The organism is Streptomyces sp. SX-6 (assembly GCF_059089585.1).
On the sequence record NZ_JBTHHU010000001.1, the window covers coordinates 363614 to 389436 of the forward strand.

25 protein-coding genes, 1 tRNA gene and 1 pseudogene are annotated in these 25823 nt (G+C 72.5%); 12 read left to right on the top strand and 15 right to left on the bottom strand.

Going from position 1 to position 25823, the window contains the following annotated elements; all coding sequences use genetic code 11:
• The first annotated feature begins 7 nt into the window (after positions 1-7).
• Positions 8-664 carry a peptidylprolyl isomerase gene (locus ACV530_RS01795; RefSeq protein ID WP_494330380.1) on the top strand — a complete coding sequence of 219 codons (657 nt, stop codon included), beginning with the start codon at positions 8-10 and terminating at the stop codon, positions 662-664.
• Between the two features lie 80 nt (positions 665-744).
• On the opposite strand, the pseudogene ACV530_RS01800 reads toward ACV530_RS01795, so the two are convergent.
• From ACV530_RS01800 to ACV530_RS01830, 7 genes and pseudogenes are all read right to left on the bottom strand, one after another.
• Positions 745-2976, bottom strand: a pseudogene (locus ACV530_RS01800) (glycoside hydrolase family 31 protein); the annotation flags it as partial.
• Positions 2977-3053: 77 nt separating this feature from the next.
• Complete coding sequence (locus tag ACV530_RS01805) at positions 3054-3362, bottom strand: DUF6191 domain-containing protein (RefSeq protein WP_494330381.1); 309 nt, start codon at positions 3360-3362, stop codon at positions 3054-3056.
• Positions 3363-3443: 81 nt separating this feature from the next.
• Positions 3444-4673: a cysteine--1-D-myo-inosityl 2-amino-2-deoxy-alpha-D-glucopyranoside ligase gene (gene mshC / locus ACV530_RS01810; RefSeq protein WP_494330382.1), complete on the bottom strand. Its 1230-nt coding sequence runs from the start codon at positions 4671-4673 to the stop codon at positions 3444-3446.
• 131 nt (positions 4674-4804) lie between these two features.
• Positions 4805-5671 carry an SCO1664 family protein gene (locus ACV530_RS01815; RefSeq protein ID WP_494330383.1) on the bottom strand — a complete coding sequence of 289 codons (867 nt, stop codon included), beginning with the start codon at positions 5669-5671 and terminating at the stop codon, positions 4805-4807.
• Positions 5635-6225, bottom strand: coding sequence for a DUF3090 domain-containing protein (locus ACV530_RS01820; RefSeq protein WP_494330384.1), 591 nt, complete (start codon positions 6223-6225; stop codon positions 5635-5637). The genes ACV530_RS01815 and ACV530_RS01820 overlap by 37 nt, the downstream gene beginning before the upstream one ends.
• Before the next feature lie 100 nt (positions 6226-6325).
• Entirely contained in the window at positions 6326-7021 is a 696-nt protein-coding gene (locus tag ACV530_RS01825; protein WP_494330385.1) for a histidine phosphatase family protein, read from the bottom strand.
• A gap of 96 nt (positions 7022-7117) precedes the next feature.
• A complete protein-coding gene (locus ACV530_RS01830) occupies positions 7118-8167 on the bottom strand; it encodes an LLM class F420-dependent oxidoreductase (RefSeq protein ID WP_494330535.1) in 1050 nt (349 codons plus the stop codon).
• A 112-nt stretch (positions 8168-8279) separates the two neighbouring features.
• Here ACV530_RS01830 and ACV530_RS01835 point away from each other — a divergent pair, with 112 nt between their 5' ends.
• Both ACV530_RS01835 and ACV530_RS01840 read left to right on the top strand, forming a co-directional pair.
• Positions 8280-9263 (top strand): aldo/keto reductase, encoded by a 984-nt coding sequence (locus tag ACV530_RS01835; RefSeq protein ID WP_494330386.1) that lies wholly within the window; start codon positions 8280-8282, stop codon positions 9261-9263.
• Entirely contained in the window at positions 9260-11242 is a 1983-nt protein-coding gene (locus ACV530_RS01840; RefSeq protein ID WP_494330387.1) for a helix-hairpin-helix domain-containing protein, read from the top strand. Before ACV530_RS01835 ends, ACV530_RS01840 begins: the two co-directional genes overlap by 4 nt.
• A 23-nt stretch (positions 11243-11265) precedes the next feature.
• Here ACV530_RS01840 and ACV530_RS01845 read toward each other — a convergent pair whose 3' ends face one another.
• Positions 11266-12018 carry a hypothetical protein gene (locus tag ACV530_RS01845; RefSeq protein ID WP_494330388.1) on the bottom strand — a complete coding sequence of 251 codons (753 nt, stop codon included), beginning with the start codon at positions 12016-12018 and terminating at the stop codon, positions 11266-11268.
• A 47-nt stretch (positions 12019-12065) separates the two neighbouring features.
• Here ACV530_RS01845 and ACV530_RS01850 point away from each other — a divergent pair, with 47 nt between their 5' ends.
• Positions 12066-12254, top strand: a complete 189-nt coding sequence (locus ACV530_RS01850) for a DUF5703 family protein (protein WP_494330389.1) — start codon at positions 12066-12068, stop codon at positions 12252-12254.
• Positions 12255-12330: 76 nt separating this feature from the next.
• On the opposite strand, the gene ACV530_RS01855 is transcribed toward ACV530_RS01850, so the two are convergent.
• From ACV530_RS01855 to ACV530_RS01865, 3 genes are all read right to left on the bottom strand, one after another.
• Positions 12331-13182 carry a chaplin gene (locus tag ACV530_RS01855; protein ID WP_494330390.1) on the bottom strand — a complete coding sequence of 284 codons (852 nt, stop codon included), beginning with the start codon at positions 13180-13182 and terminating at the stop codon, positions 12331-12333.
• 156 nt (positions 13183-13338) lie between these two features.
• The gene (locus tag ACV530_RS01860) at positions 13339-13572 is read right to left on the bottom strand and encodes a chaplin family protein (protein WP_494330391.1); all 234 of its coding nucleotides are present in this window, start codon (positions 13570-13572) and stop codon (positions 13339-13341) included.
• 140 nt (positions 13573-13712) lie between these two features.
• Positions 13713-15047: a M20/M25/M40 family metallo-hydrolase gene (locus ACV530_RS01865; RefSeq protein ID WP_494330392.1), complete on the bottom strand. Its 1335-nt coding sequence runs from the start codon at positions 15045-15047 to the stop codon at positions 13713-13715.
• A 228-nt stretch (positions 15048-15275) separates the two neighbouring features.
• Between ACV530_RS01865 and ACV530_RS01870 the strand changes: the two genes are divergently transcribed.
• From ACV530_RS01870 to ACV530_RS01890, 5 genes are all read left to right on the top strand, one after another.
• Positions 15276-15363 (top strand) — tRNA-Leu (locus tag ACV530_RS01870).
• 310 nt (positions 15364-15673) lie between these two features.
• Positions 15674-15823: a keywimysin-related RiPP gene (locus ACV530_RS01875; RefSeq protein WP_494330393.1), complete on the top strand. Its 150-nt coding sequence runs from the start codon at positions 15674-15676 to the stop codon at positions 15821-15823.
• A gap of 38 nt (positions 15824-15861) precedes the next feature.
• Positions 15862-17706, top strand: coding sequence for an asparagine synthase-related protein (locus tag ACV530_RS01880; RefSeq protein WP_494330394.1), 1845 nt, complete (start codon positions 15862-15864; stop codon positions 17704-17706).
• Positions 17703-17960, top strand: coding sequence for a lasso peptide biosynthesis PqqD family chaperone (locus ACV530_RS01885; RefSeq protein WP_494330395.1), 258 nt, complete (start codon positions 17703-17705; stop codon positions 17958-17960). Before ACV530_RS01880 ends, ACV530_RS01885 begins: the two co-directional genes overlap by 4 nt.
• Positions 17957-18427 carry a lasso peptide biosynthesis B2 protein gene (locus tag ACV530_RS01890; RefSeq protein ID WP_494330396.1) on the top strand — a complete coding sequence of 157 codons (471 nt, stop codon included), beginning with the start codon at positions 17957-17959 and terminating at the stop codon, positions 18425-18427. The genes ACV530_RS01885 and ACV530_RS01890 overlap by 4 nt, the downstream gene beginning before the upstream one ends.
• Positions 18428-18467: 40 nt before the next feature.
• On the opposite strand, the gene ACV530_RS01895 is transcribed toward ACV530_RS01890, so the two are convergent.
• Together ACV530_RS01895 and ACV530_RS01900 are read right to left on the bottom strand one after the other, a co-directional pair.
• Entirely contained in the window at positions 18468-19991 is a 1524-nt protein-coding gene (locus ACV530_RS01895) for an APC family permease (protein WP_494330397.1), read from the bottom strand.
• A gap of 19 nt (positions 19992-20010) precedes the next feature.
• Positions 20011-20982, bottom strand: a complete 972-nt coding sequence (locus ACV530_RS01900) for a hypothetical protein (protein ID WP_494330398.1) — start codon at positions 20980-20982, stop codon at positions 20011-20013.
• Positions 20983-21240: 258 nt separating this feature from the next.
• Here ACV530_RS01900 and ACV530_RS01905 point away from each other — a divergent pair, with 258 nt between their 5' ends.
• Both ACV530_RS01905 and ACV530_RS01910 read left to right on the top strand, forming a co-directional pair.
• Positions 21241-22122 (top strand): DMT family transporter, encoded by an 882-nt coding sequence (locus tag ACV530_RS01905; RefSeq protein ID WP_494330399.1) that lies wholly within the window; start codon positions 21241-21243, stop codon positions 22120-22122.
• A gap of 131 nt (positions 22123-22253) precedes the next feature.
• On the top strand, positions 22254-22793 hold the full coding sequence (locus ACV530_RS01910) for an NUDIX hydrolase (protein WP_494330400.1): 540 nt from the start codon (positions 22254-22256) through the stop codon (positions 22791-22793).
• On the opposite strand, the gene ACV530_RS01915 is transcribed toward ACV530_RS01910, so the two are convergent.
• Together ACV530_RS01915 and ACV530_RS01920 are read right to left on the bottom strand one after the other, a co-directional pair.
• A complete protein-coding gene (locus ACV530_RS01915) occupies positions 22790-23710 on the bottom strand; it encodes an NADP-dependent oxidoreductase (RefSeq protein WP_494330401.1) in 921 nt (306 codons plus the stop codon). The two genes, ACV530_RS01910 and ACV530_RS01915, sit on opposite strands and share 4 nt — an antisense overlap.
• Positions 23707-25194: an MFS transporter gene (locus ACV530_RS01920; RefSeq protein WP_494330402.1), complete on the bottom strand. Its 1488-nt coding sequence runs from the start codon at positions 25192-25194 to the stop codon at positions 23707-23709. Before ACV530_RS01920 ends, ACV530_RS01915 begins: the two co-directional genes overlap by 4 nt.
• Positions 25195-25331: 137 nt before the next feature.
• Here ACV530_RS01920 and ACV530_RS01925 point away from each other — a divergent pair, with 137 nt between their 5' ends.
• Entirely contained in the window at positions 25332-25781 is a 450-nt protein-coding gene (locus ACV530_RS01925; RefSeq protein WP_494330403.1) for a MarR family winged helix-turn-helix transcriptional regulator, read from the top strand.
• The last annotated feature ends 42 nt before the right edge of the window (positions 25782-25823 follow it).

Genomic DNA, 25823 nt, shown 5'->3' on the forward strand with positions numbered 1-25823 from the left:
CCGTCTCGTGCTCCGTAAGCCGTACGCCCTGCTCGCCGCCGCCGCACTGCTCCCTGTCGGCGCCGCGACACAGGCCGCAGCAGCCACCCCGCCCGCGCAGGCAACGGCCTGCGCATATACGCCTGCCGTCCCCGCGGACAACTTCAAGGGGATACCGGTCTTCGACCCGGTCAAGGCCGCCAGACCCTACAAAGCCACGCTGCGCACCAACCAGGGCGCCATCACTTTCCGGGCGCTGACCGACAAGGCGCCGTGCACCACCTACTCCTTCAAGTTCCTTGCGCAGCACGCGTATTTCAACCGCACGCACTGCCACCGGCTCACCACCGCACGCATCTACGTGCTGCAGTGCGGTGACCCGACCGGCACCGGGAGCGGCGGCCCCGGCTACTCCTTCCCCGACGAGAATCTGACCGGGGCCACCTATCCCGCCGGGACAGTGGCCATGGCCAACGCCGGGCCCAACACCAACGGCAGCCAGTTCTTCTTCGTCTGGAAGGACACCAAACTCTCGCCCGCCTATACGCCGTTCGGGAAGGTCACCGCCGGTCTCGACGTGCTGCAGAAGATCGCAGCGAGCGGCGAGGACGACCAGAACGGTCCGGGCGACGGATTCCCGACGCTACCGGTCAACATCAAACGCGTACAGATCAAGGGCCGATAGCTCTCCGAAGGGGACATTCTTCCCGCCCGGGCAGTGGCCGGCCGTGCCACTGCCCGGGGATGTGCACCCCGTACTCAGCCCGTGGCCGACCTCAGCGCGAGGGTGAACGCACGGTCCGTCGCCTTGCTCGCCGTCGTGACGTGGACGACGCCGCCCCGGTCGTGCGGGTCGTACCACCACCCTTCCCCGACCGTCCCGCGCGGCAGGACCCGCCCGTCCAGGGTCACGACGCGCGGTGCCGTGCGGGTGTGGACGGTGAACTCGTACGGGCGGGAGGCCTGCTTGCCCGCGAAGTCACCGCGGGACGCGCCGACTTGGAGTGCGACATCCCGCCCGTCCGCGCGGACGGTCACCGTCTGCCGGGCGTACGCGCCCGTGCGGTGGGCGCGGGTGACGCCGTCGTCCTCGTACAGCGTGAAGGAGGACCGTCCCTGCGGGTAGACGTCCCAGGCGAGCGGGGACGTGGCCGTACGGTCCTGGTAGGAGCGGATGCCGGGCCACATGGGGATGGCGGCCCCGGCCTTGACGAACAGCGGCAGGGTGTCGAGCGGTGCGTGGTAGCCGTTGACGGTCGTCGGGCCGTGGTAGGTGCGGCCGGTCCAGTAGTCGGTCCAGGTGCCCTTGGGGAGGTAGATGCCGTTGCGGACGTCCGTGTCCTCGTACACGGGTGCCACCAGGAAGTACTCCCCCGACAGGAACTCGTACTTCGCCGCGTCCGAGGCCGCCTCGGGGTCGTCCGGGTACTCGAGTGCCAGCGGGCGCACCGGGCCGACGCCCGTGCGGGTGGCCTGGGCCGCGTAGGTGTACATGTACGGCAGCAGCGACTCCTTGAGCTTGAGGTACTTGCGGTTGACCGAGGTGTACGGATCGCCGTACCGGAAGGGCTGTTTGTCGCTGGGGGCCCAGCCGTCCATGGTCATCACGGCGGGGAGGAAGGCCTTCCACTGCAGGTCCCGGACGTACGTCCTGGGGCTCCCGCCGAAGATGCCGTCCACGTCGCCCGTGGTGTAGGCGAGGCCGGACATGGTCGCACCGGCGTAGGTCGGGATCTGCCAGCGGATGTACTCCCAGGATCCCTTCTGGTCACCGGACCACTGGACGCCGCACCGCTGTGCGCCCGACCAGCTCTCCGGGGCCCAGGTGAAGCCGCGGGCGTCGCTGTTGTCCTCGATGCCCTTGTACGCGTCCTTGCAGCCGTCGAGCGCGAGCTTGTAGCCGTCGCCGACCCAGGCGACGTCGAGCTTGGCTATGCGCTGGCCCGCCTTCACTTGTTCGGCGAGCTTGGCGATGCCGTCCTCCGTCCAGAGGCCCATCTTCATCTTGTGGCCGTCCAGGGCCTTGTTCGCCTGCGGGAGGTTCTCGTAGCCGCAGCCGTAGCCGTCGTTCAGGAGCATCCAGCCGCCCGGCATGTCGTGGGCGACATACCCGTCGGCGACCTTGAGCGCGTCGAGGGTGTGGCGCTCACCGCGGTTCTTGTTGTGCAAGTAGCAGTCGGAATCGCCTATTTCGAGGCCGTAAATCGGCGGGAGGAACGGTTTTCCCGTGAGCCGTGTGTACTGGCCGATGACGTCCTTGGCCGTCGGGCCGGCGAAGTAGTAGGCGTCGAAGCGCTGTTCCTTCTGGGCGGTGGTCACCGGGTCGGTGAAGGCGTACGTGCCGGGGGCGTAGGTGTTGCGGTAGACGCCGTAACCGGCGGAGGACAGGTAGAACGGCACGGAGTTGGGGTGCCCGCCGTCGTCCCAGTTGTAGTCGGCGCCGACCTCGACGGTCCTGCCGCGGTGCGAGGTGTTGCCGCGGCCGTTCTGCATCCCGGCGCCGTAGAACTGCTCGCGCGCGCCGCGCGCGAGGGTCTGGGTGGTCTGCCGGCCGTCCCAGCTCAGGCCCGTGGACTCCGCCCACACCCGGGTGCCGTCGGCGCGGTACAGCGCGAAGCGCAGGGGCGCCTTGTACGCGCGCAGGGTGACGCGGGAGGTGCTCAGCTCGTAGCGGTCGCCCCGGTCCCGCCAGCGGGTGCGGGGCGGGGCGCCCTGCGGCAGGACGATATCCTTGCCCGTGGGGTCGGTGAACCTGCCGTCGGGCGCGAGCTCGATGCGGAACGTTTCGTCCGTGACGAACGACACCCGTGCCTCGGCCGCGCCCGCGCGGAGGCGGTAGGCGGGGCCGTCGGCGGTGAAGCCGGTGACGTTGCCGACGGTCGTCCGCCCGTCCGCCGTACCGGCGTGCGCGCTCTCCGCCGGTACGGTGGCCAGCGCTGCGACGAGACCGAGAACGGCGCCAACGACCACCGCTCTGAGACGTGTTGGTTTCCTCATGCAGGCGTGGATAGTGCCCAGCGCCGCCTACGGCAATGGACGTACCGCACCTGCGCATGGACTTCTGCGCGAGCGGGCTACCCCCGCTTGGCTATGCGCACCGTGCCCGCGTCGAGGTCGATGCCGGCCCTGCGCGGCGCGCCCTCCCGCTCGTCCTCCCGCAGGACCAGCTCGATGCGCCGCTGCTCCAACTGCGCCCGCTTGCCCGGGTAGATCAGGGCGTGCAGCTCCTCCGTGGCGGTCGCGCCGACGAGCCCGGGGCTCGCACCGCGATGACGGGCGAGCTGAACACCCTTGCGTACGGCCGCCAGCACGAAGAGCGGGACGACGATCAGCAGGGGCAGCGCAGGCCCCGTCAGCAGACTCGGCACGATCAGTGAACGCACCCCGCCCGCACGGAAGTTCCCGCTGACGCACCGAGGGGCGCCCTCCTCGCGGAGAGCGCCCCTTGCGTGCTTGCCGAAGCGTTACAGCGCCACGCCCAGCAGGGCGTCCACCGCACGCGAGACGAGGCCCGGGGCACCCGGGTCCGTACCGCCGCCGTCGGCCTGGGCGGCGGCCCAGCGGTCGACGGCCGCGAGGGCGGCGGGGGCGTCCAGGTCGTCCGCGAGGGCCTCGCGGATCTCCTCGACCAGCGCGTCCGCGGACGGGCCGTCCGGGCGGGAGACCGCCGCGCGCCAGCGCCCGAGGCGCTCGACGGCCTCGGCCAGTACCGCGTCCGTCCACTCCCAGTCGGCCCGGTAGTGGTGGCCGAGCAGCGAGAGGCGGATGGCGGCCGGGTCGACGCCCTCGCGGCGCAGCGCGGAGACGAAGACCAGGTTGCCCTTGGACTTGGACATCTTCTCGCCGTGGAGGGCGACCATGCCGGCGTGGACGTAGGTCTTGGCGAAGGGGTGCTCGCCGGTGAGCGCCTGGGCGTGCGAGGCGCCCATCTCGTGGTGCGGGAAGACCAGGTCGGAGCCGCCGCCCTGGACGTCGAAGCCCATGCCGAGGTGCTCGAGGGCGATGGCGACGCACTCGATGTGCCAGCCGGGGCGGCCGGGGCCGAGGGAGGCCCCGTCCCAGCTCGGCTCGCCCGGGCGGGCGGCCATCCAGAGCATGGGGTCGAGGGGGTTCTTCTTGCCGGGACGGTCCGGGTCGCCGCCGCGCTCGGCGGAGAGCAGGCGCATGGCCTCGGCGTCGAGGTGGGAGACCCCGCCGAAGTGGGGGTCCGCGGCGACGGAGAAGTAGATGTCGCCCTCGAGCTCGTAGGCCGCACCGGCGTCGCGCAGGCGCTCCACCAACGGAACGATCTTCGGTATCGACTCGACGGCGCCCACGTAGTGCTTCGGCGGGATCATCCGCAGGGCGGTCATGTCCTCGCGGAACAGCGCGGTTTCACGCTCGGCGAGGGCCGTCCAGTCGTCGCCGTTGGCGACGGCCCGCTCCAGCAGCGGATCGTCGACGTCCGTGACGTTCTGGATGTAGTGAACCTGCCGCTTGGTGTCGAGCCACACGCGCTGCACGAGGTCGAACGCGTTGTAGGTCGCCGCGTGCCCCATGTGGGTGGCGTCGTACGGCGTGATGCCGCACACGTAGAGGCGGGCGACGGGGCCGGGGACGAGGGTCACCCGTCCGCCGGTCGCGGTGTCGTGGATCCGGAGGTCGCGGCCACTGCCAGGCAGGGCGGGTACCTCAGAAGCGGGCCAGGCATGCATGTCCTGAGCGTAACCGGACGCACGTTCCGGATACGAACCGGATCGGTTGGTTGGCCGAATTTACCGTCTTGTACGGGGCACCTTCGGTGTGCTTGCGGGGCGGTTTATGCGGGTCCTCACTGTGCGGGCCCTCACACCGGCGGCCATGGAATGGCCGGCCACTGGCCGCTCGGCTCGCGGTGGCGGCCGGTGCGCAGGAGGTCCGTCACCCTGGCCCGCAGGGCGTCGATCTCGGCCGGGGTGATGAGCTCCGCCAGCCGCCCGGCGAGGGGACTGCCCGCGGCCAGGTCCCCGGAGAGCCGCCGCAGGGCCCCGAGGGCCTCCTCGGTCAGCGGTTCGCCCGCCCAGCCCCACAGCAGGGTGCGCAGCTTGTCGTCGGCGTTGAAGGTCACGCCGTGGTCGATGGCGTACAGCCGGCCGTCCGCGGCGGGCAGCAGATGGCCGCCCTTGCGGTCGCCGTTGTTGATCACGGCGTCGAGCACGGCCAGCCTGCGCAGCCGCTCGTCGTCGGCGTGGACGAGCAGCGCGGTGCGGTCCTCCCCCACGTCCGCGTAGCCGACGGCCTTCCAGCCCGGCCCGGGCTCGTCGCCCTCGACCAGGGCGAGGAGGCGTTCCCCGGCGCCCTCAGCGCCCTCAGCGCCCTCGGCGTCCTCGTCGCCCTCTTCGGCCGAGGCCTCGATCCACAGCTGGCACATCCCCCGGCCGTACGGCCCGTCGCGGAGCACGGTGGGCGGGACCAGCCCCCAGCCCATGGCCTCGGACAGCTCGTAGGCGGCCACCTCCCGCTGGGCGAGGGTGCCGTCGGGGAAGTCCCACAACGGGCGTTCGCCGGCGACCGGCTTGTAGACACAGGCGGCGCTGACGCCCTCGTACTCGACCGTGCAGTACAGGACCGCGTTGGACGCCTCACGGATCCGGCCGCGCACCGTCAGCTCGCCGAGGGCGAGCAGCTCGTGGGGCGTCACGCTCCGCGGCGGTATCCGTTCTGGCGCGGACATACGTGTCCCTCCGGGTCGAGCGGCAGACTGCACAGCGGGCACGGCGGGCGGCCGGCGTTGACGACCTCCAGGGCGCGCTTGGCGAACGACCGGGCCATCGTGCCGGTGATCCGCACGCGCAGCATGGGCGGGCCGTTCAGCTCGTCCTGAAGGAGGCGTTCCTCGGCCGCGGCGAGGTCCTCGTCGGTGTCCGCCTCGAGCTCGACGAGCGCCTGTGCCTCGACGACCATGCGCTGGTTCTCGCCGTCCCAGGCCAGCGCCATGGTGCCGACCCGGAACTCCTCCTCGACGGGGGAGTCGAGGGGGGCGGTGTCGGAGAGTTCGACGGGGGCCACGGCCGGGACGGGGGCATTGCCGCCGGTCCGCCGGACGACCTCGTCCAGCAGCTCGTCGATGCGCTCGGCGAGCGCCTCGACCTGTGCCTTTTCCAGTGCCACGCTGGTCGTCCGGCCGCCCGCGCTGGCCTGGAGGAAGAAAGTGCGGCGGCCCGGCAGCCCGACCGTACCGGCGACGAAGCGGTCCGGCGGGTCATAGAGGAACACCTGACGGGACAACGTCCTGCTCCATTGGGTTTCGTGGTCGGAATCTGGGGTTCCGGCGGAGATCACGGGTGCCCGGGGCGGACCCGCGCCACCACCCTACTGCGCACGGCGATCACGGTGTTCCAGCACCACCCCCCACAGGGGCATCACCGCCGCGACCGCCCTCCGGGTCCTCGCGCGGGGCGAGACCGCCGAGGTCCCCGGTGTCGCCGAGGCGCAGCAGATACGGGCGCAGCGGGGTGTAGCGGATCGCGGTGACCGAGCAGGGGTCGGCGTGGATGCGCTGGAAGAGGTCGAGGTGGAGCCCGAGGGCGTCGGCGACGACGGACTTGATGATGTCGCCGTGCGAGCACATGAGATAGACGGCGTCGGGGCCGTGCTCCTCCTCGATCCGCCCGTTCCACTCGCGCACGGCGTCGACGGCCCGTGCCTGCATGGCCCGTACGGACTCGCCGCCGGGGAAGACGGCGGAGGAGGGGTGCTGCTGCACGGCGTTCATCAGGGGCTCGTCGGCGAGTTCGGCGAGCTTGCGGCCCGCCCAGTCGCCGTAGTGGCACTCCCCCATGCGCTCGTCGGTGTGCAGCGGCAGTCCGGGACGGGCGGCGAGCAGGGGTGCGAGGGTTTCCCGGCAGCGCTGGAGGGGGCTGGTGACGACGGCGGCGAGAGGGATGTCGCGCAGCCGGTCCGGGAGCGCGGCCGCCTGGGCCGCTCCCCGCTCGTCCAGGGCGATCCCCGGGGTCCATCCGGCAAGCACGCCCGCGGTGTTGGCGGTGGACCGGCCGTGCCGGACCAGAATCAGGGTGGCCATGTCCGTCAGCGTAACCATGGCGCCGTACGAGCGTTGTCCTCGGTGTCGGCCGTGGCGGGGAAGACACCCCCGAGCCCCCACCACGGCCGCAGGATCTCAGGCCAGTCCGGCCCTCTCCAGCGCCTCGACTCCCGTACGCAGACCGGCGATCCGCTCCTCGAGCGTGAAGCCCGCCGGGGCCAGCGACAAGGTGGTGACGCCCGCCTCGGCGTAGGCCTGCATCCGGTCGGCGATGCGATCGACGGGGCCGAGCAGCGAGGTGGAGTCGATCAGCTCGCGCGGGACGGCGGCGGCGGCGCCCTGCTTGTCCCCGGAGAGGTACTTCTCCTGGATCTCGGCGGCGGCCTTGCCGTAACCCATGCGCTGCGCGAGCTTGTTGTAGAAGTTCTGCTTGGCGCTGCCCATGCCGCCCACGTAGAGCGCGGTGTACGGGCGGAAGAAGTCCGCGAGCGCGTCGACGTCGTCGCCGACGGCCATCGGGACGGTGGGCACCAGGTCGAAGCCCTCGTAGTCCTTGCCCGCCTTCGCACGGCCGGCGCGGATCGGGCCGAGGGTGGTCTCCTCGGCGAACTCGGGCGCGAAGAAGACGAGGAGGGCGCCGTCGGCGATCTCGCCGGTCTGCTCGAGGTTCTTCGGGCCGATGGCGGCGATGTACAGCGGGATGTGCTCCCGCACCGGGTGGACGGTGAGCTTGATCGGCTTGCCGGGCCCGCCGGGCAGCGGCAGCGTCCAGTTCTCGCCCTCGTGGACGAGGCGCTCGCGGGACATGGCCTTGCGGACGATCTCGACGTACTCGCGGGTGCGGGCGAGCGGCTTGTCGAACTTGACGCCGTACCAGCCCTCGGACACCTGCGGGCCGGAGACGCCGAGGCCGAGCCGGAAGCGGCCGCCGGAGAGCGAGTCGAGGGTCGCGGCCGTCATCGCCGTCATCGCGGGGGTGCGGGCGGGGATCTGCAGGATCGCCGAGCCGACGTCGATCCGCTCGGTCTGCGCCGCGACCCAGGAGAGCACGGTGGGGGCGTCCGAGCCGTACGCCTCGGCGGCCCAGCACACCGCGTAGCCCAGGCGGTCGGCTTCGCGGGCCACCTCGAGGTTGTCCGCGTCCATCCCGGCTCCCCAGTAGCCGAGGTTGATTCCGAGCCTCATCCGGCTCATCCGACACCCCTTACCGATCAGTAACGTCCTTGTTGCCGGGGACTCTAACGCGCGGACCTCGCTCCCGTCACCGCCGTGGACCTTGCCAGTACTCTCAGCGCTCATGGATCAAAGGCATCTCGGCCGTACGGGGCTGCGGGTTTCCCGGATCGGGCTCGGCACCCTCACCTGGGGCCGGGACACCGACGAGCACGACGCGGCCGAGCAGCTCAGAACGTTCCGCGACGCGGGCGGCACCCTCGTCGACACCGCGGACGTCTACGCGGACGGGGCCGCCGAATACCTCCTCGGGCAGCTCCTCGACTCCGTGATCGCCCGCCGGGACCTGGTCATCGCGACCAAGGCCGGCACCGTCCTGGACCCGGACCGGCGGATCGACGCCTCGCGCGGCCACCTGCTCGACGCGCTCGACGCCTCGCTGGAACGGCTCGGCACGGACTACGTCGACATCTGGCAGATACACGCCTTCGATCCCGGCACCCCCCTCGAGGAGACGCTCCAGGCCGTGGACGCCGCCGTGACCAGCGGCCGGGCGCGCTACGCCGGGGTCTCCAACTTCTGCGGCTGGCAGCTCGCCAAGGCCGCCACCTGGCAGCTGGCCGCACCGGGCGTACGGACCCGGCTGGCCAGCACGCAGATGGAGTACTCGCTGCTCCAGCGCGGCATCGAACGCGAGGTGCTGCCCGCTGCGCTCGACCTCGGCATCGGCCTCCTGCCGTCGTCGCCGCTCGGCCGGGGCGTGCTCACCGGCAAGTACCGCAAAGAGACCCCGCCCGACTCCCGGGGGGCCTCGGAGCAGCTGGCCGCGTTCGTCGCCCCGTACCTGGACGAGACCGCGCGCCGCATCGTCGACGCCGTGGCCATAGCGGCCGACGGCCTGGCGTCGACGCCCCTCCAGGTGGCCCTGGCCTGGGTGCGCGACCGGCCGGGCGTGGCCGCCCCGATCGTCGGCGCGCGCACGGCGCGGCAGCTCAGAGCGGCATTGTCAGTGGAGACCCTTACGCTTCCGGACGAGATCTGCCAGGCGCTCGACGACGTGTCGGCGCCTGTGCACCGCTATCCCGATCAGGACTGGAGCACGCTGTGACCGCACCGGACGCACCCGGGCCGAGCCCGGAGAACGCCGACGGGCCCGCCGCCCAGGAGGCGCCCCTCAAGCGTTCCGCCCTCAGCGAGGAGCTGGCCGCCGCCGTGCGGGCGGTGGAGAGCGGCGAGCGGGCAGCGGCGTCGTTCTTCGCCGAGGCGGCCCGGCCCGTGCCGCCCGCGCGCAGGCCCGCCCCGGAGCCGGCGAAGCCCGCCGGCCGGCCGGCCGTGGCCGTCCCGCCGCCCGTGCAGGCGCTGTCGGAGACCGCCCTGGCCGCAGGGCTCCCCGGCGTCCGGCAGGTGCTCGCCGCCGGCGGGGCACCCGAGCAGCTGGCGGAGCAGGTGCTGACGGCCCTGGGCGAGCACGCCGCCGACGCGCTGCGCGAGGACCCCTGGCAGCTGCTGGCCGTCGCGGGCACGGGCCCGGAGCAGGCGGACGGCTTCGCGCGGGCGCTGCTGGGCCCGCAGTGCGGGCCGGGGGACGAGCGCCGGGCACGGGCCCTGGCCGTCTGGCTGCTGGAGCGGGCCGCGCTGGCCGGGCACACCGTCCTGGAGGCCTCGACGCTCCGCGAGGAGCTCGGCCGGCGCTCCGTGCCGGATCCCGACGCGGCACTGCAGGACGTCGCCGCGGAGGGGGCACTGCTGCTGTTCGAGGAGACCGACGAGGAGGGGGTGCCGGTCCGGCTGCTGCTGGGCCTGGACCGCCACGCCATGGCGGAGGAGAGCCTCGCCGACGGGCTGGCGCGACTGCGCAGCACCCTCGCGCCGGAGGAAGACTCCGGCCGGGAGGAAGACTCCGGCTGGGAGGAGGCGGCGGCGTCCGCGCCCTCGCCGTCCGCCGCCGAGCTGATCCGCGCCGTCGCGGCCTCCGGCCTGGTGGCGCACTGCGGCGGTGAGGCGGCCCGGGCCGAGCCCGCGGCCGTGGTGGCCGCCGCGCGTGCGCTGGGCCTGCGGGCCTTCGCCGCCGCGCACACCGAGGACGGCCGGCGCCGCCTGGCGGAGCCGGACGACCCGGACGACGCGGCCGCGGTCACCGTGGCGGGCCTGCTCTCGGGCCGGGAGGGCCCCGGGCGCGACGCGGACGGCGCCCTCGAGCTCGACCTGCTCGTCGTGCTGGACGCGCCGCAGCTGGACGTGGAGTCGGCCGCTGCGCTGGTGGAGTCGCTGGCGGACGGCACCCGGCTGGTGCTGAGCGGCGATCCCGGCGGGCTGTGGTCGGCGGGCCCCGGCCGGGTGTTCGCCGACGCGGTGGCGGCCCGCGCCTGCCCGGTGGTCGTCTCCCGCACCCCCGACCCCGGCCCGATCGGCGAGCTGGTGTCGTGCATCGGCGCGGGCGAGCTGGGCGAGGTGGACACGCCCGGCAAGGAGATCGTCATCACCCCCGTGCGGGACGCGGGCGAGGCGGTGCACCGCACGGTGCAGCTCGTCGCGGACTCGGTGCCTCGGGCGATCGGCGTGCCCGCCGAGCACACGCAGGTGATCACGCCGGGCCACGGCGGCGCGGCCGGCACCCGTGCGCTCAACGCCGCGCTCAAGCAGCGGCTCAACCCGGGCCCGGGCCGGTTCGGCGGCTTCGACCCGGGCGACCGGGTGGCGTACGTCCCCGCGCCCGGCCGGATGGTCCCCGGCACGGTGGTCTCGGCGGACGCGGAGGGACTGCGCCTGGACTGCTCGGGCACCCCCGTCGTCGTACCGCCCGGCCAGGTGGCGGAGCGGGTCCGGCACGGCTGGGCCGTCACCGCGCACCAGGCGGCCGGGACGCGCTGGCCCGCGGTCGTGGTGGTGCTGCCGGGCGACGCGTCCCGCGATCTGACCCGGGCGTGGATCCACACCGCGTTCGGGCGGGGCGAGCGGCACCTGTCGGTCGTGCACGGCGTGGGCGATGCCCTGCCGCGCGCGGTCGCGGAGGTGCCGGTGAAGGAACGGACCACCCGGCTGCGGTCCCTGCTGGAGGCTCAGAACCGGCAGTCCGCAGCCGGATGATCACCGGGTGACGGGGGCCCGGATCAGTTCGCCCGGTCCGGGGCCCTGTCGCCCTCCTCCACGTCGAGGGAGTCGATGCCGTCGTCGAAGTCGTCGTCGAGAGCATCCTCCTCGATGCCGTCGTCGATTCCGTCGTCGAGGTCGTCGAGTTCCTCGTCGAAGACGGCACTGACGTCGAACCGGCAGACGACACGCTGCGGATCCGCCTGGTCGAACGGCGCCGCCAGCCACTCCCCCGGCTCGGCGAGGTCGTCGGCGGCCGCCACCCACAGCGTCGAGTCACCCTCCTCCAGCCCGAACTCCTTGTGGCGGGAGGCGATTTCATCCGGTTCGTACTCACCGAAGAGCACCCCGAGCGCCGCGTGCACACTGCTGCCGACGAGACCCGCGCCGCGCCCCGCGTCCACGTCGAGGTCGGGGGCGTCGGGATCCAGGTCGGAGACGCGCTGGGCCTGTGCCAGCAGGCGCTGCGGCTCGGCCACGGCGTAGTCCCTGCGGATCAGCACGCTGAGCGCATGGGGCTCGTCCGGACCCGCGTAGGCGGGCAGCGTGTCATCACCGGGGATCTCGAAGGGAGTGACCTCGTCGTAGGCGTCGTACAGCAGCTCGTCGTACGCCTCGGCTGCCGCGGCCAGCTCGTTGAACGCGGCGTAGACGGCCGGGTCGTCCTCCCCCGACCGGCCCTCGACGGCGGCGAGGTGGCGGTCCAGAGCGGCTTTGACCGCCTCGGCGGCGGCCCGTACCTCGGCAGCGGTTGGCTGCGCAGCATCAGACATAGTGCAGACGCTATCCGTACCGGGGCTGTTCCCGCACAATAGATGCGATGCCGGAATACGAATTCTGTGATGTGTATGTGCCTCGAGGGGTCTCCCGGAGGGCAGCCACACGCCTGCTGACCGACCATGCCGAGTACGGACACTGGGAGTTGGACCGCCTGCGCCTCAACCCCGACGGCAGCCGCAGAGTGCGGCTGCGGCGCCGGATCATCCGTCAGGTCCGTGCCACCTGGTGATCCGGTGACCACGGCCCCGTGAACACACAGAGCGGGCCCCGCGACGCGGAGCCCGCTCTGTGCCGTCCGTGCCGGGTCAGTTCTGCCCTGCGCGCGTCCGCCGGTAGAGCAGCGTGCCGCCGAGCAGCATGGCCGCGCTGGCGGCGCCGGCCATACCGGCCTGGCCCGCACCGGTGTGCGCGAGCTCGGTCGCCTTCTCCTGCATCGGGGCCTGCTCGCCGTGCTGCGCCGGTCGGTGCGCGTCCTTCACCTCGGTGACGGGCGCGGTGTGGTGGTGACCGGGCTTGTGCGCGGCGGGCGGGGCGTGCTCACCGGTGGGCGGGTTCTCGTGCGACGGCTTGTGGCCGGGCGTGTGCTCCGCCGGGGGGTTGTGGTGTTCGGCCGGCGGCTTGCAGTCGTCGTCCGACGGCGGCTGCGGCATGTGCTGGCGGTGGTGCTCGCCGCCGTTGACGCACTCGTTGCCCAGGGCCGGGTTGCCGATGCCCACGACATCGACGGAGTTGCCGCAGGCGTTGACCGGGATGTCCACCGGAACCTGCGTCACGTTGCCGGAGAGAACTCCGGGCGACCCGGTGGCCAGACCCTCCGCGAGGGGTCCCCCATTGCCCCCCTCGTGACGGCCCTCGTGGTGCTCACGGCCCTCGCCGTGCCCACGGTGGTGACGGCCGTGCCCGTGGCCGACCGCGCCGTTGGCGCACTCGTTGCCTGTGGCCGGGTTGAGCAGCCCGACAACGTTCACGGTGTTCCCGCAGACGTTGACCGGCACGTGCACCGGCACCTGGACCGTGTTCCCGGACCCCACCCCCGGGGAGTGCGAGGCAACTCCCTGCGCGCCGGAGTCGGCGTGGGCGTAGCCTCCGGTCACGGCGAGCACGCTGCTCGCCGCGGCCACGGTCGTCATCAGGCCCTTTTTGGTGACCTGTCGCATTACTGATTCCCCTCCTGCTGTTTTCTTGCCATGCGGAATGCATGCGGGCGATCTACCCACATTCGGAAAGCCCAACCGAAAGCCCGGCGGCCCCGGGCGCAGAGCGCGCTCTCCGGGGCCGCCGGATTTCAGTTCGTCATGCCGTGAAACGCAACGTCACTTGTTGACACAGACGTTGCCGGTGGCGGGGTTGAGCAGCCCGACGATGTTGATCGTGTTGCCGCACACGTTGACCGGTACCTCGACCGGAACCTGCACGACATTGCCCGAGACGACGCCAGGGCTGTTCACGGCAGCTGCCTGAGCACCCGAGTCAGCGGCAGCCAGACCCGCGCCCGCGAGCACGAGACCACCGGTGGCAGCCGCAGTGGCGACGACCTTCTTGAGCATTGATTCCTCCTAGTTGGCAATGCGGCCCCAGCCGCGGACCGCACACCTAGAACGACACCAGGGGAACCGAGCTACGTAACCTTGAGCGCATTCACTCTTTCGGGGAAGAAAACGCCAACAACGCGCAGCCAGGGGAAACTTCAGCACTCATCCAGGAACCGGTCGAGCACGCGCACACCGAATTTCAGACCATCGAGAGGTACCCGCTCGTCCACGCCGTGGAACATCCCGGCGAAGTCCAGCTCGGGCGGGAGCTTGAGGGGGGCGAACCCGAAGCCCCTGATGCCCAGGTTGTCGAAGTGCTTGGCGTCGGTGCCGCCGGAGAGCATGTACGGCACGGCCCGGGCGACCGGGTCCTGGGACCGCAGCGCCGTCTGCATCGCCGCGACGAGGTCGCCGTCGAAGCTCGTCTCCAGCGCCTTGTCGGCGTGCACGTCCTCGCGCCGGACCCGCGGGCCGAGGATCCGGTCGAGGTCGGCGAGGAACTCCTCCTCGTACCCCGGCAGATAGCGGCCGTCGACGTGCGCCGTGGCCTGCCCGGGGATCACGTTGACCTTGTAGCCCGAGCCGAGCATCGTCGGCGAGGCCGTGTTGCTCAGCGTCGCGCCGATCAGTTTCGCTATGCCGCCGAGCCTGGCGAGCGTGGCCTCCATGTCGTCGGGGTCGAGCGGGACGCCGAGCGCGTCGGAGAGCTCGTCGAGGAAGGACCGTACGGTCTTGGTCACCCGGACCGGGAACTTGTGCCGCCCCAGCCGCGCGACCGCCTCGCACAGCTCGGTGATCGCGTTGTCCGTGTTGGTCATGGAGCCGTGGCCCGCCGTGCCCTCCACGGTGAGCCGCATCCAGTGGATGCCCTTCTGGGCGGTTTCGATCAGATAGAGGCGCAGGTTCTCGTTCACGGTGAACGAGAAGCCGCCGACCTCGCTGATCGCTTCGGTCACGCCCTCGAAGAGCCCGGGGTGCTTGTCGACCATGTACCGGGCGCCGTGGATGCCGCCGGCCTCCTCGTCCGCGAGGAAGGCGAGGACGACGTCGCGCGGGGGCTTGCGGCCGGTCCGCAGACGATCGCGGACGACCGCGAGCGTCATCGCGTCCATGTCCTTCATGTCCACCGCGCCCCGCCCCCACAGGCACCCGTCGGCGATCTCACCGGCGAAGGGGTGGTGGGTCCAGTCGGCCGCGTCGGCCGGGACGACGTCGGTGTGCCCGTGGATGAGCAGCGCGGGCCGGGACGAATCCTCGCCCTCGACCCGTGCGACCACGGAGGCCCGGCCCGGGTGGGACTCGAAGATCTGCGGCTCGAGGCCCACCTCGGCGAGCTTGTCGGCCACGTACTCGGCGGCGGCACGCTCCCCCGGCCCGGAGTGGTCGCCGTAGTTGCTGGTGTCGATCCGGATCAGGTCGCGGCAGAGGTCGACGACCTCCGCCTCGGCGCCCGTGCCCGATCCTCCACGGGCCAGGTTCGGCTCGCTCACGCTGCCTCCTCGTCGTACGGCGCCGGGAGCCCCGGTCTGACGGCCCCCCGACGTTGGTTCACGGCCATCCTCTCTCTCCTCCCGCCAGGGCCCAAGGCCGCAACGTTGCCGTCATGTGCCTGCAAAGGTGCACGTCCCGGCCGGTCGGGGGCGTGATCGAGCACCCTCGGATGTTTGGTATTGTTTTCCATGTCGCCGCGGGGAACACCGCGGAGGACACAACACCTGGTCCGGGTGGCGGAATGGCAGACGCGCTAGCTTGAGGTGCTAGTGCCCTTTATCGGGCGTGGGGGTTCAAGTCCCCCCTCGGACACCAACGAAAGACCCCAGCTGAGCTGGGGTCTTTCTGTTTTCCCGCACCCGGCCCGGCCGTCGGTCCAAAGTGTTGATCAAGTGGCACGGGACATTCCGTCAGTCCCCCCGCAGTACGGTCGAATACCGACCTTGATCATCCGGATTGGCCGTGACTACAGTCGCGATCAAGCGCCAGGGAAGGCGCAACGGGGATGTGAACTCTGTCGGCATGTACGGCAGTTGGGCGGTGCATGTGCTTCCGCCCGCTTTTCCCCTGCGCCAAGTCACCGCCTCCCTGAGCTGCCACGTCGGCAAAGGGGGAGGTGATTTCAATGAACAACGAGCGCATCGAGAACCAGGAGCTCCAGGCCTACGAGGCCCCGGAGATGTTCGAGTGCGGCTCCTTCCAGGAGGAGACCGGCATGCTCGGCGCCAAGGGTATGGAGCCCTACTTCCCCACCCTCCACACCAAGTGGTGGTAATCGCGCCCTGAAATGCCGGGCCCGGCAAGGAGATTGACATGGTCGGTGTCGTGACGCCGTTTTTCGTGGTCCTGCCGGACCACGAGTCCGCGGCCGTGGCGGCCGACCGGTTGCCGCCGGGCACCTCGCAGATCATGACGCACCGGTCCGGCCGGCCCTGGGTGGTCGGCCGGCCGGCACACGGCCAGGTCCTCCTGGCCGGACACGGCGACACCCGGCTGGCCGTCATCGGCCACTGCTCGGTGACCGCCGACGAGCTCGCCGCGACGGCCGCGGGCATCCGCGACCCGCGTGACCTGGACCGGCTGGGCACCGCCTGGGCCGGCAGCTTCCATCTGATCGCCCTGGCCGGCGGCCGGGTGCACGTCCAGGGCAGCGCCTCGGGACTGCGCCGGGTCTTCCACGGCGGCCTCGGCAACCGGGTCTTCGCCGCCGACCGGGCCGACGTCCTGGCCGCCCTGCTCGACGCCCCGTTCGACCGCACGGCACTGGCCCTGCACCTGCTCCCCTCCGTACCGCACCCGCTGGCGGACCGGACACCGTGGCGGAACGTCACGGCAGTGCCCCCGGGCTCGCGTCTGACGTTCTCCCCGGACGGGCGGCGGCAGACCATGACCCGCTGGTGGCGGGCCCCGGAGCCGGTGCTTTCCCTGGAGGAGGGGGCGGCCGCGCTGCGCGGGGCGCTCGAGGCGGCCGTGCGGGTACGTACCGGTGGCGACCGGACGGTCACCGCCGATCTCTCCGGCGGCCTGGACTCCACCAGCCTCACCGCGCTGGCCGCCCGGGAACGGTCCTCGCTGACCGTCTTCACCATGGAGAACCCCGACGAGGCCGACGAGGACCTGCGCTGGGCCAGGACGGCCGCCGCACACCTGCCGCAGCTGGAGCACATCGTCTTTCCGGCCTCTGAACTCCCCGGCTTCCTGGAGGGACTCGTCGGCGCGGACGGTGCGCCGCTCCCCGTGGACGCCCTCCCCGACGAGCCCTCCAGCGCGGTGGTCAGCGCCCCGCGGATACGTGCCGGGAAGGAGCGGGCCACCGCCCACGGCTCGCACCTGCACCTCGACGGCCTCGGCGGCGACCAGCTGCTGACCGGCCACCCCGGCTACGAGCACGACCTGCTGCGCAGGCGCCCGCTGCTCGCCCTGAAGCGGCTGCGCACCCTCCATGAACTGACCGGCTTCCCCTGGGGCCCCGCGGTACGGGACCTGCTGGACGGCCGCTCCTACGGCCACTGGCTGGCCACGGCGTCCCGGCCCCGCCCGCACACCTCGGTCTTCGCCTGGGGCGCCTCCCCGCAGCCGCCCCGGTGGCTGACCCCCGAGGCCGGACACCTGATCACGCGGGCGCTGCGGCACACCGCCGGGACGGCGCAGCCGCTGGCGCCCGCCCGGGGGCGCCATGGCGATCTGCTGGAGATCCGGAACACCGGCAAGATGATCCGCCAGCTCCACCAGGTGGTGGCGACAGCGGACTTCACCCCGTCCTCCCCCTTTCTGGACGACCAGGTGATCCACGCCTGCCTGGCCGTGCGCCCCGAGGAGCGCGTCACGCCCTGGGAGCTCAAACCGCTGGTCAAGGCGGCCCTGGCGGACGTCCTGCCGCGCGAGCTGCTGACCCGGCGGACCAAGGGCGACGGTTCCCGGATCGCCGCCGAGGGCTTCGAGCGGCACCGGCGGGACTTCGCCGCGCTCTGGGACTCGTCCGCCCTGGCCGGACTGGGCCTGGTCGAACCCGGGCCGCTGCGCGACCTGTTCCGCCGCCCGTACTCCGCCCGGCACCATGAGCGGGACCTGCCGGTGACCATCGGCTGCGAACTGTGGGTCCGGGCGATGTCCCGGACCGAGGAACCGACCGAGGAACGAAGAGGGCAAGGACGATGACACTGAGACTGCGACCCGATGTCTCGACGGCCGACACCGACTACGGAACAGTGGTGCTGGACGGCACCGACGGCCGCTACTGGCAGCTCAACAGCTCGGCATCGACCGCCCTGAAGGTCCTGCTGGAGGGCGGGACCGTGGAGCAGGCGGCCGAGCAGCTGACGGCGACGTACGACGTCGACGCGGCACGCGCTCGCGAGGACGTGGAACGCCTGTTGGCGAGGCTCCTCGAGGCGAAGCTGGTCCTGCGATGAGCGCGGTGGTGCCGCACCGGGTGTGTCCGCGGCTCTCCCCCGGGCGACGCCTGCTCACCCTGCTCGCGGTGGCCGTCGCCGGACGGCTGGCCCGCAGGCCCCCCGCGCAGATACGGGCCGTGCTGACCCAGCTGCGCAAGGGCGCCCGTCCCGCCCCCTACGCCGAGGCCCGGGCCGCACGGCAGGCCGTGGTCGCCGTGAGCCTGCGCTGCGCCTCCGACGAGGGCTGCCTGCCGCGTTCGCTGGCCACGGTGCTGCTGTGCCGGGTCCGCGGCACCTGGCCGGAGTGGACGGTCGGGGTACGGGCCCGCCCGCCGTTCGGCGCCCACGCCTGGGTGGAGGCGGAGGGCCGCATGGTCGAGGAGGAGGCGGATTCCTCCTACTTCCGCCGCCTGTTCTCGGTTCCGGCGGTGAAGCGGTCCCGGCGGTGGACAGTGCTCCCGGCGGCGAAGAGGGCGAAGCGCTAGCTCACCCGGAAGCGGTGGCTCACCCGGCCTCTGCGGTAGCTCACCCGGCTTCTTCGGCCGCCGCCTTCTCCAGCCGGAACGCCTCGTTGCCCAGGCCGATGCGCGCGTGCACCGCGGGCCGGAGGAACTTCAGCGCCAGGCCGAGGACGAGCCCGGCGACGAGGGCCGCCCCGATGACGCCGGGCAGGATCCAGCGCAGCGGCGAGCCGGCGTCGGCCCCCACGAGCGCGCCGAAGTCCCGCACCGTGACCACGGCGACCGCCGTCAGGGCCAGGCCCGCGGCCGCCGAGGCGGCGAGCCGCCAGGCCTGTGCCCGGGCCGCGCCGCGGCGGACGAAGAAGACGATGACGGCGGCGGACGCCACGGCCATGAGCACGGTGACGCCGAGCGCGCTCACATTGCCCAGCCAGGTGGACAGGCGCAGCACGGGGACGGTCGGGTCGCCGGCCGGACGGTCGTCGCCGGCCGCGAAGACGGCGATGACGAGCAGGGCCACGGCACTCTGCAGCAGCGATCCGTGCGCCGGGGCGCCGCTGGCCCGGGAGGTACGGCCGACGGCGGCGGGGAGCAGGCCCTCGCGGCCCATCGCGAAGGCGTAGCGGGCGACGACGTTGTGGAAGCTGAGCAGCGCGGCGAACATGCCGGTCACGTAGAAGAGGTGCATGACGTCGGTGAAGCCGCTGCCGAACCGGTCCCGGGTGAGGGAGAAGAGCAGGTCCGGGCCCTCCTTCAGGGCCCGGGCCGTGATCTCGGAGGGGCCCGCCGCGACCGTCAGCGCCCAGGAGCTCAGCGCGAAGAAGACGGCGACGAACGCGACGGCGAGGTAGGTGACGCGGGCGACGACGACCTGGGGCCTGCTGGTCTCCTCCGCGTAGACCGCGGTCTGTTCGAACCCGACGAAGGAGGCGATGGAGCCGCAGAACGCGGTGCCGAGTCCGGGTCCGGAGAGGGTGTCCGGGTCGAAGGCCCGCAGCGAGACCCCCTCGCCGCCGGGCGAGGCGAGGCCCGCCGCGTCGAAGGCGAGGACCATGACCACCTCGACGAGGAGCAGTACGCCGAGGACCCTGACGTTGAGGTCGATCTTCAGCCAGCCGAGCACGCCGACCACCGCGGCCGCCGCGAGCGCGGACGCCCACCAGGGGACGCCCACGTCCAGGTGGCGGCGCAGCAGTCCGGAGAGCTCGAAGCCGAAGAGGCCGTAGATGCAGCACTGCATGGAGCTGTACGAGACCAGGGCGACGACGGAGGAGGCGGCGCCGGCCGTGCCGCCGAGACCGCGGGCTATGTAGGCGCAGAACGCACCGGCGTTGTGCACATGGCGGCTCATCTCGGCGTAGCCGGCGCTGAACAGCAGCAGGACGACGCCCAGGAGGACGTACAGCAGCGGCTCGCCCACCACGCCCAGCACGCCGAAGGTGACGGGCATGCCGCCGGTGGTGACCATGAGCGGTGCACTCGCGGCGACCACGGACATCAGCAGTCCGGCGACGCCGATGCGGCCGGCGCGCAGCCGCCCGTTCTGCCCTTTGAAGGTGCGGATCTCGCCGGTCGTGCCGGTTGCCATCAGTAAGCCGTCCTTAGCTCTAGAGGGCGCCGAGGGCGCGGCGGCATGCGGTGCGGTACTCCTGTGCCGGTTCCCGGTCGGGGTAGGACCACGGGGCGCGGGTGACGTGCGGGCCGATCCTGCCGAGCAGGGCCGCGGCCTCGGCGAGGCGGCCCTCGTGGAGCTTGGCGTGCGCGAGGTAGTTGAGGTCGACCTTGCGGCGGGGGTGGGCCGCGGCGGGGGTGCCGTCGTCGACGTCCCACTCGAGCCACCAGTCGAAGGCCGCCTTCATCACCTGGCGGGCCCGGCGGGTGGTCCAGTGCCCCGATGCGGCGGGGTCGCCGGGTTCGAGCCCGGCGGCGGCGAGGACGCGGTAGCGCTCGGCGTGGGCCACGACGGGCAGGACCGCCAACGCCGAGTCGGCGGGCGCCTGTTCGACGGCCCAGGCGGCGAAGTCGTAGACCTCGTGCAGCGGGTCGTCGCGGTCGCCGCGCTGGCGCTCTGCGAGGCAGGCGGCCATCAGGTGGTGCGCGTGGTGGTGTTCGGGGTGCCGGGTGCGTACGTGCTCGAAGGCGCGGCTGCGCGCCTCGTGGGTTCCGGTGCCGTGCTCGAGGAGGAGCAGGGCGAGCCAGGGTGTGGGGTCGCGCGGGGTCAGGGCGGCGGCGGTGCGGCACAGTTCGCGGGCCGCGTCGGCGGCGTCCCGGCCGTCCTGGCCGCGCAGCGCCCGTACGACGGTGCCGAAGGCGAGCAGGGTGGCGGCGTCCGTGCTGTCGGGTTCGGCGAGCTGCCACTCGCGGGCCCAGGCGGTGCTCGAGGGGGCCTCGGCGAGGACGACGAGCCGGTGGCCCCGGCGGTCCCAGTCCTCGCCGGTGGCGGCGAGGAGCCCGCGGGCGTCGGCCCACCGCCCTTTGGCCAACGCATCACGGGCGGCAATGAGTTCGGTGTCGTCCAGCGCGGGATCGAAGGCGGGCCCGCTCCCCCGCCGTGGACGGCCCAAGGACGGAGGAGTCATCGGTCGGGGCCCTTCGCGGCGTACGTCCCTTGCGCGGGCGCCGGATCGGGCGTCCTGCGATCACGCACAGCAAAGCGTTAGTCACAGCCGCCGTCAAGGCCGGTCCCGTCCGTCCCCGCGACCCCTCGGCCGCACAGGCGGCCGTTTGCCTGGATGAACGTCCGAAAGACGGGTACTCGGACGTCACACCGTCCCCGGGGCGGCTATCGTTTTGTGTCAAGTCTCCGACGACCGGCCGGTCTTGAGGTGCGCGACGTCATGGTCTTCGCCTTCGCCGTGAGTGCGGCGTGTTGCCTGGGTGTCGGCTTCGTTCTCCAGCAGAACGCCGCGCAGCGGGCACCGATGAGCGACTTCCTCTCGTTGCGCCTGCTGCTCGACCTGGTGCGGATGCCGCGCTGGGTCGCGGGCATCGTGCTGATGGTGTGCGGGATGGTCCTCGGCGCGATCGCGCTGGGGAAGGGCGAGATCTCCCTGGTCGAGCCGCTGATGGCGACCAACCTGCTGTTCGCGATGGCCCTCTCCCGCTGGCAGACGAAGCAGCCGCTGGGCCGCAGCGGCTGGGGCGGGCTGTGGCTGCTGGCCGGCGGCGTGAGCGCGTTCATCGTCGCGGGGCAGCCGCACGGCGGCAGTTCGGTCACCGATCCGCTGCGGCACTGGCTGATCATCGGGCTGATGGTCGGTGCGGCGATGCTGCTGACGGCCGTCGCGAAGCGGCTGCGGATGAGCGCCGAGGCCGCGCTCCTCGCCCTCGCCGCCGGCCTGCTCTACGGCGTGCAGGACGCGCTCACCCGGGTCAGCGGCAAGCTGTTCTCGGAAGGCGGCTGGGGCACGTTCCTCACCAGCTGGCAGCCGTACACCGTGCTGGCCCTCGGGATCACGGCCCTGGTGCTGGTGCAGAGCGCCTTCGAGACGGCCCCGCTGCGGATGTCGCTGCCCGCGCTCACCGCGGCCCAGCCGCTCGCGGGCATCGCCTGCGGCGTCGGGTTCCTGGGCGACCGGCTGCGCACGTCGCCCGGCGCGCTGGCGTGGCAGGCGGCGGGGGTCGTCGCCATCGTGGTCGGCATCGTGCTGATCGGCCGCCACCCGGCGATGCCCTCCGGGGTCGCCGAACCCCGGGCGCGTGACCTCCAGCCGCACTGAGCGCTCCGCCGGAAGTGCGGTGCGATGGCTGCGGGCCGTCCATGGCCGGTCGCGCAGTCCCCGCGCCCCTCACGGGGCGCGGTACCGCACCGGACTTCGGCAAAGCCGCTCGGAGGGTGTGGGATGGGCCCATGACCGATCACCAGGATCACCAAAGGCTGTCGGCGGACGAGGTGCTCGACATCGTCGACGAGCAGGACCGTGTCATCGGGCAGGCGCCGCGCGGCGAGGCGTACGCCCGGCGGCTGCGCCACCGCTGTGTCTTCGTCCTGGCCCGGGACGGACAGGGGCGGATCTTCGTGCACCGGCGTACGGCGCAGAAGCTCGTCTTCCCCTCGCGCCACGACATGTTCGTCGGCGGGGTGCTGGGCGCCGGCGAGTCGTACGACGACGCGGCGCTGCGCGAGGCGGAGGAGGAGCTCGGCGTCAGCGGCCTGCCCGCACCGACGCCGTTGTTCCGCTTCCTGTACGAGACCCCCGAGCACACGTGGTGGTCGGGGGTCTACGAGGTCCGGTGCGAGCTTCCGGTCCGGCCCCAGCGGGAGGAGGTCGCCTGGCACGCGTTCCTCGCCGAGGAGGAGCTGGAGGCGCGCCTGCCCGCGTGGGAGTGGGTGCCGGACGGCCTGGAGGCCTACCGGCGGCTGCGGGAGTGGCGGCGGAACCCCGCTTAGGGCCTGACCACGATCTTGCCGCGGGTGTGCCCCTCGGCGCTCAGGCGCTGGGCGTCGGCCGTCCTCTCCAGCGGGAGGACCTCGGCGACCTCGACGGTGAGGACGCCCTGGTCGGCCAGCGCGCCCAGCTCCGCGAGGTCCGCCGCGTCGGGGCGCACCCACAGCAGCCGTCCGCCGAGCTCGGCGACGGCCGGGTCGGCGATGGAGACCAGGCGGGCGCCCGGCGCCGTGACCTCGGGGGAGGTCAGGATCGCGCCCCCGCCGACGAGGTCGAGCACGACGTCCACGCCCTGCGGCGCCAGCGCCCGTACCCGCCCGGCGAGTCCGTCCCCGTAGGCGACGGGCTCGGCGCCCAGCGAGCGCAGGTAGTCGTGGTTGCGCTCGCTCGCGGTGCCGATGACGCGGGCGCCGAGGTGCCGGGCGAGCTGGACGGCCATGGAGCCCACCCCGCCGGAGGCGGCGTGGACCAGCACGGTGTCGCCCTCGCCGGTCCCGGTGGCCTTGAGCGCCTGCCAGGCGGTCAGGCCCGCCAGCGGCAGGCCCGCGGCCTGCTCGAAGGAGAGCGAGGCCGGCTTGCGCGCCAGGGTGCGCACCGGTGCGGCCACGTACTCGGCGAACGTGCCGCGGGACAGGACGTCCTCGCGGACGTAGCCCATGACCTCGTCGCCCACCCGGTACTCGGGGGTGTCCGCGCCGAGGCGGACGACGGTGCCGGAGACGTCCCAGCCGGGGATCACGGGGAAGACGGAGGTGATCATCCCGTCCAGGTAGCCCGCCTGGGCCTTCCAGTCCACCGGGTTGACCGCTGCCGCCTCGACCTTGATCAGGACGGCGTCCGGGCCGACCGTGGGCTCGGGGAGCTCGCCGACCTCGAGGACCTCGGGGCCGCCGTACGCGCGGTAGCTGACAGCCTTCATGCTCGCGTTCCTCCTGTGACGGGTGCGGTCCCAGCGTCCGCCGCGGCGGCCGACCCCGCCACCGCGCCGGCGCCCAGCGCGCGGATCCTGCGCAGCCCGGCCCCGGCCACCAGCGAGACCAGCACGAATGCCACGCCCGCGACGACGAAGGTGAGGGTGAACTGGCTCTCCGCGGGCAGCTTCGGCACGCCCGGCGGCAGGTGCTCGATGCTCTTCGAGGCCAGCACCGAGGTGATCATCGCGGAGCCGATGGCGCTGCCGGTCGAGCGGGAGATGGAGTTGATGCCGTTGGCGATGCCGGTCTGGTGGTGCGGCACGCTCGCGACGATCACGGCGGGCATCGCGGCGTAGCCGAAGCTGATGCCCGCGCCGACGAGCATGCCCGCGGCGATCACGGAGAACGTGTGGTCGTGGTCGAGCGCGATCCACGCGAAGCCCGCGGTGCCGACGATCGAGGCGAGCATCAGCACCAGACGCGGTCCGTGGCTGCGGACGAGCCGGCCGCCGATGGGCGCGGCCAGCAGCGAGACGAGGGTGCTGGGCAGCAGATACTCGACGGAGGCGCGCAGCACCGTCGCGTCGAAGCCGTAGCCCGCGATCTTCGACGGCATCTGGACCAGGTACGAGACGCCGATGAAGAGGGCGAAGGAGCCGAAGCCCACGAGCAGGCCCGCGATGTTGGCGAAGAGCACCGGGCCGTGGACGAACATCTTCATGTCGACCAGCGGCTCGCGCACCTTGTTCTCCACGAGCACCCACACCGCGGCCATCACCACGGCGCCGGCGAAGCAGCCGAGCGTGCGGCCGGAGGTCCAGCCCCACTCGTGGCCCTGGGTGATGGGCAGCAGCACCAGGATCAGGGTGGCGGCCAGGCTGAGCGCGCCGAGGACGTCGGTGCGGCCGCCGGTGGTCTCGCGGGTGGCGGGCACCAGGGTCACGACGGCGACCAGGGCGAGCGCGGCGAGGCCGGTGGCCAGCCAGAAGACGACCCGGTAGTCGGGGTTGTCGCCGGAGGTGAGCAGGCCGGTGGCGACGAGGGCGAGGCCGCTGCCGAAGGCGAGGGTGCCGCTGACCATGGCCATCGCGCCGGGCAGCTTGGCCGGGCGGATCTCCTCGCGCAGCACGGAGAGGGCGAGGGGGAAGATCGCGGTCGCGGCGCCCTGGAGCACCCGGCCGATGATCAGCCACAGGAGCGAGTGGGTCACGGCGGCGAGCACGGATCCCGCGACCATGACGACGAGCACGCCGACGAGGGTCTTCTTCTTGCCGTGCTGGTCGCCGAAGCGGCCGAGCAGCGGGGTGAACACCGCGGCGGACAGCAGGGTCGCGGTGGTGACCCAGCTGACGTTCGCGGACGTGGTGTGCAGGTCGTGCTGGATGAGGCCGAGGATCGGCACGACGAGCGTCTGCATCATCGAGACGACCATGGCGGCGAGGCTGAGGGCGAAGACGATGACCGTCTCGTTGCCCCGTTGTGCGGTCATGGGACGGGAATTCCTCCGGGTTGCTTCACGACATTGATGCTTGAGGCCATCAAGCAACCCGGCAAAGCTAGACCCAGATACTTCAGGTAGTCAAATTAATTGTTGATGAGGTCAAGCTCTTGCGTAGACTGGCACCCATGACCGCCGCGAACCCCCAGCCCCCGTCACCCCCGTCCAAGGCCCGGCTCCTGGAGCTGGTGGCGGCGCTCGGCACCGCGCAGTGGCAGGACTTCGCGGCGGCCGCCTCCCGGCACGGCCTCACCCCCATGCAGGCCAAGGTGCTCGCCCAGCTGAAGGGCCCCGTCCCCATGCGCGGCCTCGCCACGATGCTGGTGTGCGACGCCTCCAACGTCACCGGCATCGTCGACCGGCTCGAGGCCCGCGGGCTGGTGCGCCGCGAGACCGACCCGGCCGACCGCCGGGTGAAGAACGTGGTCGCCACCGACGAGGGCCACGAGACGATCCGCCGGGTCCGGGCCGAGATGCAGGCGACGCACGGCGCGCTCGACGCCCTCGACGACCAGGAGCGCACCACGCTGTACGGGCTGTTGGAGCGGTTCCGCCGTGGCCTCGGCCAGGGCACCTGACCTGCCCGTATTCTGACGGGCGGTCCGTTCCGCGCGCCCCGC